This is a genomic window from Blautia hominis (genome assembly GCA_002270465.1).
In the GTDB taxonomy this organism is placed as follows: Bacteria; Bacillota; Clostridia; order Lachnospirales; family Lachnospiraceae; genus Blautia; species Blautia hominis.
In genome coordinates, this window is record NQOF01000003.1 from 562,471 (window position 1) to 575,347 (window position 12,877).

Annotated in this window: 9 protein-coding genes and 1 tRNA gene; 5 read left to right on the forward strand and 5 right to left on the reverse strand. The window is 47.8% G+C overall.

Annotated features, from left to right (window positions below; genetic code table 11):
* Window positions 1–71 precede the first annotated feature (71 nt).
* Window positions 72–1,145 (forward strand): Gfo/Idh/MocA family protein, encoded by a 1,074-nt coding sequence (locus CI595_RS13055; RefSeq protein WP_095173764.1) that lies wholly within the window; start codon window positions 72–74, stop codon window positions 1,143–1,145.
* A 224-nt stretch (window positions 1,146–1,369) separates the two neighbouring features.
* Window positions 1,370–2,179 (forward strand): Fic family protein, encoded by an 810-nt coding sequence (locus tag CI595_RS13060; protein WP_095173766.1) that lies wholly within the window; start codon window positions 1,370–1,372, stop codon window positions 2,177–2,179.
* A gap of 98 nt (window positions 2,180–2,277) precedes the next feature.
* Here CI595_RS13060 and CI595_RS13065 read toward each other — a convergent pair whose 3' ends face one another.
* The 4 genes from CI595_RS13065 to CI595_RS13080 all read right to left on the reverse strand — a co-directional run bounded on the left by CI595_RS13065 (window position 2,278) and on the right by CI595_RS13080 (window position 7,236).
* A complete protein-coding gene (locus CI595_RS13065; protein ID WP_095173769.1) occupies window positions 2,278–2,895 on the reverse strand; it encodes a sugar O-acetyltransferase in 618 nt (205 codons plus the stop codon).
* A gap of 3 nt (window positions 2,896–2,898) precedes the next feature.
* A complete protein-coding gene (malQ, locus tag CI595_RS13070; protein ID WP_095173771.1) occupies window positions 2,899–4,389 on the reverse strand; it encodes a 4-alpha-glucanotransferase in 1,491 nt (496 codons plus the stop codon).
* Between the two features lie 121 nt (window positions 4,390–4,510).
* Window positions 4,511–6,184 carry an alpha-glucosidase gene (locus tag CI595_RS13075; RefSeq protein ID WP_095173773.1) on the reverse strand — a complete coding sequence of 558 codons (1,674 nt, stop codon included), beginning with the start codon at window positions 6,182–6,184 and terminating at the stop codon, window positions 4,511–4,513.
* Window positions 6,185–6,306: 122 nt separating this feature from the next.
* Complete coding sequence (locus CI595_RS13080; RefSeq protein ID WP_095173775.1) at window positions 6,307–7,236, reverse strand: helix-turn-helix domain-containing protein; 930 nt, start codon at window positions 7,234–7,236, stop codon at window positions 6,307–6,309.
* Window positions 7,237–7,421: 185 nt separating this feature from the next.
* On the opposite strand from CI595_RS13080, the gene CI595_RS13085 reads away from it, so the two are divergent.
* Both CI595_RS13085 and CI595_RS13095 read left to right on the forward strand, forming a co-directional pair.
* Window positions 7,422–8,270, forward strand: coding sequence for a MerR family transcriptional regulator (locus CI595_RS13085; RefSeq protein WP_330397279.1), 849 nt, complete (start codon window positions 7,422–7,424; stop codon window positions 8,268–8,270).
* A 234-nt stretch (window positions 8,271–8,504) separates the two neighbouring features.
* On the forward strand, window positions 8,505–11,267 hold the full coding sequence (locus tag CI595_RS13095) for a glycoside hydrolase family 3 protein (protein WP_095173783.1): 2,763 nt from the start codon (window positions 8,505–8,507) through the stop codon (window positions 11,265–11,267).
* Between the two features lie 87 nt (window positions 11,268–11,354).
* On the opposite strand, the gene CI595_RS13100 is transcribed toward CI595_RS13095, so the two are convergent.
* Window positions 11,355–11,428: transfer RNA gene (locus CI595_RS13100), tRNA-Met, on the reverse strand.
* A 223-nt stretch (window positions 11,429–11,651) separates the two neighbouring features.
* Between CI595_RS13100 and CI595_RS13105 the strand changes: the two genes are divergently transcribed.
* Window positions 11,652–12,875 (forward strand): hypothetical protein, encoded by a 1,224-nt coding sequence (locus CI595_RS13105; RefSeq protein WP_095173786.1) that lies wholly within the window; start codon window positions 11,652–11,654, stop codon window positions 12,873–12,875.
* The last annotated feature ends 2 nt before the right edge of the window (window positions 12,876–12,877 follow it).

Here is a 12,877-nt window from a genome sequence, read left to right on the forward strand (position 1 = left end):
CGGGACCACATGTCTTAGGTCATGAGCAGTAAAGGGGACAGAGATGTCCGTCTGATAAAGGGGATTTTAATATGGAAGATATCAGGATAGGTATTGTGGGTCATGGGTTTATGGGGCATGAGCATGAAAATATGCTGACGAAAATGGAAGGATTCCGGGTGATAGGGATCTCCGACCTTGACCAAAAACAGTTAAAGGATGTAAAGGATGGCATCAAAAGATATGCGTCCAATGAAGAATTGATGCAGGATCCGGAGGTCCAGGTGGTACTGATCGCTGCCAACAACAACCGGCATCACGATCTGGTCATTCAGGCAGCCAGAGCAGGAAAGGATATTATCTGTGAAAAACCGGTAGCCATGAATGTGGAGGAACTTGACCATATGGTCAGCGTGGTGAAGGAGTGCGGCGTCAGATTTACTGTGCACCACCAGCGGCGGCTGGACAGGGATTTCCGCATTATGAAAGAAATCTATGACCAGAGGAAGCTAGGTGAGGTATATACATTAAAAAACAGCCTGTACGGCTTCAATGGCAACATGCACGACTGGCATGTATACATCAGTGAGGGCGGCGGTATGCTTTACGACTGGGGCGTTCATCTTCTGGATCAGGTTCTGTGGATGATGCAGGGCGCCAAAGTAAAGACTGTTTTTGCGGATCTGAGAAATATCATCAATTTTGAGGTGGATGACTATTTTAAGATCCTAATGAAATTTGACAATGGGATCACAGCTGAGGTGGAACTGGGCACGTATTTTCTGACGGATAAAATGCATGAGAAATGGTTTGAGCGCCATTGGATCATGGGAGGGAATAAAGGCACCGCGTATGTGGACGGTTTTGAACCCCAGGGGAAGATCGTACGGACCGCGCATCTGCTGAAAAACGTGGATGGAAAACGCACCATGACGGCAGCAGGGCCTACCCGTTCGTTTGGCCCGCCGGCAGAGGGCACCATCCTCACAGAGGATATCCCGGCGGTTTCCACCTGTCATGAGGATTATTTTGAGAACTATAAAAAAGCTTATTTCGGTGAGGAAGACTTTCTGGTAAAAATTCCGGAGACGAGAAGAGTCCTTGCGCTGATGGAAGCAGTAAGAGAATCCGCCCGAACAGGGGAATCCGTCAGATTTGAGTCTTGATGTAACAGTACAGACAGGTCTGCGCATTCACTGCGCTGACCAGCCCATCGCGAAGCGATTTTTAATGGCTGGATGCGTAACAGTTCAGCTTGTCTGAACTGTTACGTCTTGAAAATAAATGCTTTGGTTTAAGAAAAGCCCCGGTTTACATGTCCGTCCGGCAAGAGTATAATAAATACAAAACATTGTAACTGGCCGGGAAACAGCCGTGACAGGAGGTAAATATGGACGAGTATTACATTCCGGATAAGGAGTACAGCAAAGAGTACAGACGCCAGTGCTGGGAGATGGCTACGGGGCTTCAGGCTGTGGATGGTCTGGTACCCAGTAAGTATTTATATGAGCTTGCCAAGGACAATATTGAAGGAAACTATACAAATGAAGAGATAGAGGAATTATTGTACCGGAAATATGAAAATGAGACAGAGAAAGAAAAGAGATCCAGACAAAAAGAAGCGGATCTGGTTTCAAACAGGATTGTCCGTCTACTTTCAGATGAGGCTTTTTCCTTTTCTCCGGTAATGCTGAAATATATACACAGGTCATTGTTTCAAGATATTTACTCCCATGCCGGTACGTTCAGAAACTATAATATCAGCAAGGATGAACCTATTTTAAATGGAATTTCAGTCAAATATGCCAATTACCAAATGATAGAAGAAACTCTTTCGTATGATTTTCGTGAGGAGGAAAGAACAAAATATGCATCTCTTGATACAAAGCAGATATTGGAGAAGGTTGCCGTATTTACATCTTCTATTTGGCAAGTACATCCTTTCGGAGAGGGAAATACCAGGACAACAGCTGTTTTTATGGAATGCTATCTTAAAACCAGAGGATTTTGTGTAGATAATAGTATGTTCAAAGAGAATGCGCAGTATTTTAGAAATGCCCTGATAAGAGCAAACTTTGCTGATTATCAGAACAGAATAGATTCAGATATGGTTTTTTTGATTCGTTTTTATGAGAACCTGCTGTTTGAAAAGAAGAATGAGCTCAGAAACCGCGATACTGTTTTAAAGCAATTGTTTTGAGACATAAAAATCCAGACGGAAGAAATAATAGGCTGACTGCCGGAAATAATATCAATGCCGGATAACTGCAGATTGGCAGTCCTCCGGCATTGGTTTCATTATTCGTTTATCTCCCCGCCGATTTCAAAAAGACGGTCCTTAAAATAGTATTTCTTATCCTCATCCGTGATCTCTTTGATCACTTTAGCCGGATTTCCCACAGCAACACAGTTGTCAGGGATATCCTTTGTGACAACGCTTCCGGAGCCGATCACCACATTGCTTCCGATATGCACGCCCGGATTGATCACCACGTTTCCACCCACCCAAACATTGTCGCCGATGGAAATTGCAATCCCATATTCCCAGCCTGAATTTCTTGTTTCCGTGTGAAGGGGATGGCCCGCTGTGTAGAGGGAGACATTGGGGGCAAACATGACATTTTTGCCAATGGTCACTTTTGCCACATCTAAAATGATACAGTTGGCGTTGGCGAAGAAATTCTCGCCCACTTCCGTATTACTGCCGTAGTCAAAGTAGATAGGCTGTTCCATCCATACGTTTTCGCCTGTCTTTCCCAGCAGCTCCTTTAATATAGAAACTCTTTTTTCTCCCTCGGAGGGACGGCACATATTAAAATCATAGCACAGCTCTTTTGCCTGTGCCCGCTCTTTGGTAAGTACGGCATCTGCCGGGTAATAGAGCATTTCTTTCAGCATACGTTCTTTTTGCGTCATAATTTATTGCCTTTCATAAATTCTTGTGATTTTCTTTATCCGGTTCTGTAAGTCCTGTGAGAATTCACCCGGCAGAAGCCGCCATTTCCAGTTTTGGCCCAGTGTGGACGGGGTATTCATACGGCATTCATTTCCAAGGCCCAGGTAATCCTGCATGGGAATAATGCACAGGCGTGCCCCGCTTCCCATAACCCGGCAGATGATTTCCCAGAACAAACTTCTGTCCGCAGTGGTGTAGTCATGCAGATAATCCCGCAGCATTTTTTTTTCTTTCTCTGAGATATCCTGATACCATCCGTTTAGGGTGGCATTGTCATGGGTGCCTGTATAGACCACGGAATTAACAGGGTAGTTGTGGGGCAGATAATCACTGGCGCACCCGGTATCTCTGGTGTCAAAGGCAAATTCAAACACTTTCATACCCGGAAATCCGCTCTCCCAAACCATATGGCGGACAGAGTCCGTTACATACCCTAGATCCTCCGCGATCACATCTTTCCAGCCCAGGACTTCCTTCATCCTGTTAAAAATTTCAATTCCGGGGCCTTTTTCCCAGTGTCCGTTCCAGGCTGTGGTGTCCCCGTAAGGTATGGAAAAATACTCATCAAATCCCCGGAAGTGGTCGATGCGCACCACATCATAGAGGCGGAAGGTGTAGGACAGCCGTTCCATCCACCAGGCAAACCCTGTGTTTCTGTGATGATCCCAGCGGTACAGGGGATTGCCCCAAAGCTGCCCGTCCGCGGCAAACCCATCCGGCGGACAGCCTGCCACAGCCACAGGGACATTATCTTCATCGAGCTGGAAGAGCTCGGGATGCGCCCAGGTGTCCGCGCTGTCATATGCCACATAGATGGGGATATCTCCGATGATCCGGATCCCCTTTTGTCCTGCATAGGATTTCAGCTTCTGCCACTGGCAGGTAAACTGAAACTGCATATATTTGTAAAACTCAATATCAAAATACAGTTTTTCCCTGTAATAGTCCAGGGCAAATCCATAACGCTTTCGGATATCCTCCGGCCATTGGTCCCAGCATTCATCTCCGAAGAAATTCTTTACTGCCATGAAGAGTGCATAGTCTTCCAGCCACCAGGAATTTTCGGAACAAAAGGCCAGGAAATCCGGGTTCTGTGTGATATGGCTCCGCTCATATGCCATGCGGAGAAGTTTGAAACGGGCCTTGTATACCTTTCCGTAGTCCACAGCCCTGGGGTCCTGGCCGAAGTCGGCGGCATCACACTCTTTTTGTGTGAGCACACCCTCCCGGATCAGCACTTCCAGGTCTATGAAATAAGGATTGCCCGCATAGGTGGAAAAAGACTGGTAAGGAGAATCCCCGTAACTGGTGGGGCCAAGAGGCAGGATCTGCCAGTATTTCTGTCCGGCAGATGCAAGCTGGTCCACAAAGGTATAGGCTTCTTTTGAAAAACAGCCGATTCCGAAGCCTGACGGAAGGCTGGATATGGGAAGTAAAATTCCGCTTTCTCTCATTGGTAAAACCCCCTGATCATATTCAGCGCTTTAGAGTGAGCCTGAAAATCCCTTTCGGCATTTGTGGCCCACGCTAAAGCTTATGGGGTTATTTTATCATAGATACAGCGGAAAGGGAAATTTAATTCTCCAATTCCAGTACCAATACCTGGTAGCCGTGTAAGGTTATGGCACCATCTGCAAGGTTCATGTCCGGATAGTTGTTGATCAGGACTTTTTTGCAGGCAGCAGGCAGTTCCACGGTCTGCTCCTCATTCTGGTAATTGCCCATAACAAGCAGAGTTTTGTCACCCTTGCGGAAATAAGACATAAGGTTGTGACGTTCCTCAAGATAGGGAACTAATTCTCCGTATACTACCGTTTCCTGATATTCCGGGTTCTTTCTCAGGGCGATCAGCGCTTTATAGAAGGCGTAAACAGAGGTTTCGTCATGGATCTGGGACTCCACATTGATGCTTTTGTAATTGGAGTTAAGGATGAGCCACGGCTTTCCTGTTGTAAATCCTGCGTTTTCGGAGCTGTTCCACTGCATAGGGGACCTGGCATTGTCACGGTTATAGGTAGCCATGATCTTCAGTGCCTCTTCCTCAGAGTAACCGGCTTCCAGTGCCACATGATACTGGTCAAGAGCGCTGATATCATCAACTTCCTCCAGAGGGATCACACCCAGATTCTCCATGCCGATCTCCTGTCCCTGATAGATGAAAGGAAGACCTTTGAGCATAAAGTACAGGGCTGCCAGCATTTTTTTACTGGTATCACAGCAGTCCCCTTCCGGGATATAGTAGCTCACACCGCGGGGTTCGTCATGGTTTTCAATGATATTTGACAAAAATCCAATATCCCCCACACGTTTCTGGGAGTGGAAACAGCATTTTTTATAGTCTTCCGGTGTGATGCGTTTGCAGTCATACCATCCTTTTTCGCTTTTGCCGAAAGAGGTTTCAGCAAAGTCAAACATGGAGGAAAAGTAGCCGTTGTCACCGATGAAATCAGGGATCTCCTCTTCTTTTTCGTTGAATACTTCCCCAACGGTAAATGCGTCGTGGGGGAGGAACGTACGGTCGCGCATTTCCCCCAGGAATTCGCCTACGCCAGTGGCATCTTCCAGCATGTGGTCAATAAGGCTCAGGCCGTCTGCGCGGTCAACCGGGTAATCTTTATAGGGAAGCTTTTTCTTGATATTGATGATGGCATCAATACGGAAGCCCCCGAGACCTTTGTCCAGCCACCAGTTGATATTTTTGTAAACTTCCTCCCGGACAGCTTCGTTTTCCCAGTTGAGATCCGGCTGTTTTTTGTGGAACAGGTGCATATACTGTTTGTCCGGACAGCCGGGAAGGGGTTCCCATACGGAGCCGCCGAAATAACTTCTCCAGTTGCAGGGCAGTTCTCCTTCTTTTCTGTCCTCTATGTAGAAGAAATTGCCGTACTCCCCGTCCGGGTCAGCGCAGGCTTTCTGGAACCACTCATGTTCGTCGGAACAGTGGTTTACCACCAGATCCATAAGAATATACATGCCGCGTTTTTCTGCTTCTTTCAGCAGAAGGTCCATATCTTCCATGGTGCCGAAGGAGGGGTCTATCTTATAGTAATCTGAGATATCGTAACCCTGGTCTGCAAAAGGAGATGCGTAAATAGGGGAGATCCAGACAATGTCCACGCCCAACTCCTTTAAATAGTCCAATTTGCTGATGATGCCCGGCAGATCACCGATGCCGTCCCCGTTGGAATCATAAAAACTTTTAGGATAAATCTGATATGCCACTTTGCCGTGCCACCATTTTCTTTGCATGTTATATATACCTCCGTCTGATCGTTTAATTTTGTGCGGTTATCTGTTTCCGCCTGACGAGGATAATTATACTGACATTTGGCACGGTTTGTCCTCCGAATATTTGATTAAAAACTACGAAATTATGACTTTTCACTGCGAAAGGTTTTTCTGTACTGCAGAGGGGTGGCACCTGTCTTCTTACGGAATTCTCTTAAAAAGTTCCCCAGATTGTTGAAGCCGCAGTCCAGGCAGATGTCCATGACCGGCAGGTCCGTATCCTGCAGCCGGGTGATGGCCCGGCCGATACGATACTCGTTAATATATGTGACAGGGGTCCTTCCGATGGCTTTTTTAAAAAAACGACAGAAATACTGCTCATTCATGCCTGCCTGCCGGGCCAGATCACGGATATAAAATTTTTCCTGGTAATGCTCATGAATGTAGGCCAAAGAGTTTTTAATGATCTCCACCCTGTAGTCATCTGTCTTCTCCTGGGTAGTCAGCAGCCCGGCACCGGCCAGGATCCCCAGGATCTTCAGCAGCCCGGCCCGGATAAAGAGCTGGGAGGGCAGGTCTTCGGTCACAGTCTGTCCCTCTTTGGAAAGGTAGGAGCCGCTCTGATAAAATACATTTACGATATCCAGGTACTCTTTTTTGACAGCAGCAAAAGCCGTATCCTTTGGGGTAAGGCACAGGGGGAAAAACAGTTTTCGCTTTAAAAGTGGCTGGAGGATACGGCTCTGAGCAATGTCATAATTGTCGAAGCTCAAAATACGGGGATGAAAGAGCACGGCAGATTCCAGGCAGGCGGATCCGGGCTGGATGGAGTGCAGTTCTCCTGCATTGACAAAATAGAAACACTCTTCCTGAATGGTGTAAGTCTCCATATTGACGTCCAGTGTAAATTCTCCCTTCATAAAATAAAGAATCTCCACCTCATCATGCCAGTGATGCTTTACCCCATCCCATTTTGTAACCTCAAAAATTTCATAGAGGCCGCAGGGAAAAGAGGCTGTGCCATGGTCTTTCTGTTCCTTCAGATCCATGTCGGAATTGTCTGAAAGTTTCATATCTTCTCCGCCTTTCCTATTTATTTCCGCGAGCAGCGAGCCAAGCAGCATGCTTGCATGGTTATTCAGATAAAAAAAGCATAGCACAGAACATTTGCAGCAACAAGAAAAAACTTGTAAAATATACTTGACTCTGACGGAACGTCATAGTGTAGGGTAAAAATCAGGAAAGACAGGAGGCAGAAATGATGAGGACTGTAAAACAAGTTTCTGAAATAACGGGTATCAGCGTGCGCACGCTTCACTATTATGACCAGATCGGGCTTTTGAAGCCCACGGTCTGCAATGAAGCGGGATACAGGTTTTATGACGATAAGACCTTGGAAACTCTGCGCCAGATTTTATTCTTTCGGGAGTTTGATATGCCCCTGAAGGAGATAAAAGCCATTCTGGACAGCCCTGATTATGACCGGGAGCAGGTTTTAAGAAGTCAGAAAAGACTTCTGGAGCTGAAAAAGGAGCGCCTGGAACGCCTGATTTCCAGCATGGATGACATTTTGAAAGGAGAAGATAAAATGGATTTTGAAGTATTCAGCAAAGCGGAGATCGAAGAGTTATATAAAAATATAGTCTCCCATATGAGTGAGAGTCAGAGAAAGGTACTGGAAGAACAGTACGGCAGTATGGAGGCGTTCAGGGAGCATTATATGGAGAACGCCTCCGGTGAAAAAGTACAGGCAAATTTCAAAAAAGTGACTGAATGGTACAAAGGCAAGGAAGGTGCCCTGGAGGCGGCAAAAAACGGAGCGGGTGCTGATGTGGTCCGGGCATACCAAAACCGCCTGGATCAGATCTGCCTTAGACTGGCAGAGAAAAAGGAGATGCCTCGGGATTCCTTTGAAGTTAAGTCCCTGATCGGGGAGTATGAGTTTGTATCAAAACAGCTTTACCAGATATCCGACGCGGAAAAGCTGATGCTGGACCTGGCAGATTACTATGAGGAAGACCGGACGGCAAAAGAAGCCTTTGACGGACAGTATGGGGAAGGGACGGCACAATTTTTCGCGGGGGCCGTACGGGAGTATTTTCAGTGACGTTTTGACGGCTTTTCAGGCGGGAACGCAGGCAGATGCGTATGAACGCGGGGATTCTGCCTGCAGCCTGCGGAAGCGTGCTTACAATTGTTTACAGGTCAAAATCAGCCTAATATGTGTCAAAAACGTCATATTGTCTTTTATCCGGAGCGCAGGTAAAATGAAAAGAGAATGTAACTGTGAGTGGTATGGAACAGTTACAAAAGAATAAATCATACGGATAGGAGAAGTACAGTGGATAATAAATATGTGATCAACTGGGAAAAATATGCGTCCCTTGCACGCCAGGCTGCGGCAGAGGGAGCGGTACTGCTTAAAAATGACGATCAGGCCCTGCCGCTTGGGGAGGAGACGATTTCCGTATTCGGCAGAATCCAGTTTCATTATTACAAGAGCGGAACCGGTTCAGGAGGCCTTGTAAACGCAAAATATGTGGTCAGCATAAATGACGCCCTGCAGGAGGAGGAGAAACTGACTGTAAACGAAGAACTGGCGGAAGTTTACCGTTCCTGGATCGCAGAACATCCTTTTGACCAGGGAAGCGGCTGGGCACAGGAGCCGTGGAGTCAGGAGGAAATGCCTCTGGATGAAAAGCTGGTCAGGGAGGCTGCATCCAAATCCGACGCGGCCGTTGTTGTGATCGGGCGTACAGCCGGGGAGGACCGGGATGCATCTGCCAAGAAGGGCAGTTATCTTCTGACAGATTTGGAAGAGGATATGCTGGACCAAGTGTGCCGTGCATTTAAAAGGGTCATTGTAGTTCTGAATGTGGGAAATATCATTGACATGAAATGGGTGGAGAAATACAACCCGTCTGCTGTTCTGTATACCTGGCAGGGCGGACAGGAGGGCGGGCGCAGTGTTGCGGATGTACTGACCGGCAGAGTGAATCCCTGTGGTAAGCTGGCCGACACCATTGCACGTGATATTTCCGATTATCCTTCCACAGAAAATTTCGGAGGCGAGACCTCTGATATCTATGCAGAGGATATCTATGTAGGTTACCGCTATTTTGAGACCTTTGCCAAAGATAAGGTGCTTTATCCTTTCGGGTTTGGAATGTCTTACACTGACTTCCGGGTAGATTGCAGCTCTGCAGTGCATCTGGACGGGGAAACCACAGTCCGTGTAAAAGTTACCAATACAGGAACCTCTGCGGGAAAAGAAGTGGTGCAGCTATATGTGGATCCCCCGCAGGGTAAACTGGGCAAGCCTTTTAGAAATCTTGCCGCATTTGCCAAGACGAAATGCCTTAGCCCGGGGGAAACACAGGAGCTTGTCTTAACATTTACCGATTATTATATATCCTCTTATGATGACAGCGGTGTGACAGGGCATAGATCCTGCTATGTGCTGGAGCAAGGCAGATATGAGATCTTCATTGGCACGGATGTGAGAAGTGCCAGGGCAGCAGGAAGTTTTGAAGCTGCAGAGACTTTGGTGACCTCTGTTTGTACAGAAGCTGCCGGACCGGTGCAAAAATTTAAGAGAATGCGCTCAGGGGAGGGCGGCGCTTTGGCCTGGGAGGAGGTGCCTGTCCGCAGGTACAAAATGCAGGAACGCGTGCAGGAAGAAACACTTCCTGATATTACATACACAGGAGATAAGGGATATACACTGGGGGAGGTTTTTGACAGGGAAATATCCATGGAGGAATTTTTGGCCCAGCTTTCCGAGGAGGATCTGTGCTGCATTGTCAGAGGGGAAGGCATGTGCTCACCGAAGGTTACGCCGGGTACAGCGGCAGCTTTCGGCGGTGTGACAGAGTCTCTGCAGAAGTTCGGCATCCCCTGCGGCTGCTGTGCGGACGGCCCCTCCGGCATCCGTATGGACTGCGGGACTCCGGCATTTTCCATGCCGAACGGTACTTGCCTGGCCTGTACATTTGATACGGAACTGTCAGAAAAGCTGTACGAAATGGAGGGGGCTGAGCTTAGAAAGAACCGTATTGACACTTTGCTTGGACCTGGGATCAATATACACAGAAATCCTCTGAACGGCAGAAATTTTGAATATTTCTCAGAGGACCCATATCTGACGGGAGTTATGGCATCTGCCCAGTTAAAGGGTATGTCACAGTATGGCGTGACGGGAACCATAAAGCATTTTGCAGCCAACAACCAGGAATATCACAGAAGGCTTTTGGACTCCGTCATGTCCGAGAGGGCACTGAGGGAGATCTATCTCCGAGGATTTGAGATAGCAGTGAAAGAGGGAAACGCTTATTCTGTCATGACAACCTACGGCGCCATAAACGGTCTGTGGACCGCCAGCAATTATGACCTTCTGACCACGATTCTCCGAAAAGAATGGCACTTTGACGGTATGGTCATGACCGACTGGTGGGCTGATCTAAACGACGAGGGAGGCCCTGCATCCACGGACAATCTGGCTGCCATGGTCCGGAGCCAGAACGATGTCTATATGGTGACCAAGGATTCTCTGATCAACAGAGACAACCTGATGGAAAGCTTGAAAAAGGGAGTCTTAAAACGCGGCGCTCTTTTGAGATGCGCCGGAAATATCTGCCGTATGCTCATGAAGTCCCCGGTTATGGAAAGAACCCTGGGCAGAATGTCAGAGGAGGAGCAGCTGGCAGGTGAAGTTATGGCTGGGGAGGACAAGGTGGATTTTGACATCACCTATCACAAAGTGGATGGCAGCCTTACGCTAGATGGCACTCATATTGACACCTCCAAGGGGAAAAGTGTGGTATATGGAATCCTTCTGGACACTTTCGGGTCTTATACGGTCCGTCTGAAAGCAAAGGCGGAAGGCGGAAAGCTGGCGCAGATACCGGTTTCCGTGTTCGCAAACGGACATCTGGAGGGAACTGTGACCATCAACGGAACTGACGGGGAGTGGATAGAAATAGAAAAGACCATTGGTCCGCTTTTTGGTCCGCATAATTACGTGAGACTGTATTTTGCCCAGGGAGGTATGGAGATTCAAACTGTTACGATCCGATTGCAGGAGGAAATGGACAGGGGATTTTAAGGGGGCAGCGCAGATGCTGCCGGAAGTTAGAAACTGAAAAGTGAGTAGGAAAAAGCCCGGAGACAAATTCTCCGGGCTTTTATAGAGTAGCGGGAGTAGGATTTGAACCTACGACCTTCGGGTTATGAGCCCGACGAGCTTCCAGACTGCTCCATCCCGCGTTACATATTTAAGTATATTCAGTATAGTCCCTTTTTATACTAATGTCAAGAAAAGAAATGTGACGGGTCTTCCGCAGCCACAGCCCTCCTCAGGTGAAGGGCACCGGGAGACGGGACGGTTTCACCGCACACATTTGAAAAAAACATTCAGTTTCCCCCACAACTATGGTACAATAAAATAAAAAGCTACCAACACACCAACAGCAGAAAGGCAGGAAAACAGATGGCGGGAAAATGTATCCTATGCGGTGGAAAACTAAGAAATGGAATCTGCACAGAATGCGGTATGGACAATAATAAAACGGATTCCGCATACCGTTCCCAGCTGAACCGCAATCAGTGCGAGAGTGCCCCTCTCACCCATGTCCATGGGGAAGAGAACGCAGAGCCTTACAAAAAGCCGGCTCTGAACCACCCTCGTCAGCAGGAACGCAGCCCTTCGGACCAGGACGGGAACACAGCAAAAAAAGAAATGGGAGCCGGCACAACTCCAAGAAAATATACTTCAAACAATGGAAACACCAACAACACAGTAAACTTCAACAGCTACCGGGAGATGTCCAAAAGGCCGGGGGGGACAGGTATGTCTGCATTTCATACCCCTCGGGACGGCAGCAAGACAGGGCTTACCGTAGTTGTGATCGCTGTCCTTGTCGGTATTTTCCTGGTGGCTATCGGCTATGAGAACAGGACAGAAGAAAGTATAACAGCGGAAAAGATTATTGAGGACCCGGATTACCAGGACCCTTTTGACTACCAGCAGCCTTATGATTACCCGGAATACACCTTTGATCCCTATCAGTACACCACGAAGGAACTGGCCCCGGAAGGGGAAAACTGGGAGACGGATTTAGGTGCCGGTGCATATGTGGTGGGATATGATATCCCGGAAGGCCAGTATATAGCCAGTGCAGGGGAAGGAATGCGCCTGGAAGTGGCTGATATGGACAGCAACGTATGGTTCAGTGAGTATTTCGGAGAGAATGATAATGAAGTGCTGCAGTTAGATGATGTGAGATTATTCACAGGTGCCATCGTCATGGTAAACGGCGGCGGAAATATACATATAGTATCAGAGAACGCACAGGCGGCAGCGGTTTTAACACCTCCCGCAAACCCGCTGACAGAGGAGATCACCCTGACAGACAGCATGGTTGCAGGAGAAGATTTCCCGGAAGGGACCTATGATATTGTTATGGCAACAGACGATTTCGGAATCGTATCCTATGAGCTTCCAAAGGAACAGGGGATGGACTATGGGCTGAACTTCAGCTTTCTGATGGATGCGGAACCGAGCGCGGATTATCCGGATTATACCAAGGAATATAAGAACGCGGTACTTCCAAAAGGTACCACGGTTACGGCGGATGGGCTCACCGTAAAACTGGTTCCCAGCGCCAGGATCATTTCTGAGGACTACCAAGCATTTTACGATAACTACAATTGATA

Coding starts and splice junctions, on each gene's coding strand:
- CI595_RS13055 (WP_095173764.1), top strand. CDS start 72: ATGGAAGATATCAGGATAGGTATTGTGGGTCATGGGTTTATGGGGCAT.
- CI595_RS13060 (WP_095173766.1), top strand. CDS start 1,370: ATGGACGAGTATTACATTCCGGATAAGGAGTACAGCAAAGAGTACAGA.
- CI595_RS13065 (WP_095173769.1), bottom strand. CDS start 2,895: ATGACGCAAAAAGAACGTATGCTGAAAGAAATGCTCTATTACCCGGCA.
- malQ (WP_095173771.1), bottom strand. CDS start 4,389: ATGAGAGAAAGCGGAATTTTACTTCCCATATCCAGCCTTCCGTCAGGC.
- CI595_RS13075 (WP_095173773.1), bottom strand. CDS start 6,184: ATGCAAAGAAAATGGTGGCACGGCAAAGTGGCATATCAGATTTATCCT.
- CI595_RS13080 (WP_095173775.1), bottom strand. CDS start 7,236: ATGAAACTTTCAGACAATTCCGACATGGATCTGAAGGAACAGAAAGAC.
- CI595_RS13085 (WP_330397279.1), top strand. CDS start 7,422: ATGATGAGGACTGTAAAACAAGTTTCTGAAATAACGGGTATCAGCGTG.
- CI595_RS13105 (WP_095173786.1), top strand. CDS start 11,652: ATGGCGGGAAAATGTATCCTATGCGGTGGAAAACTAAGAAATGGAATC.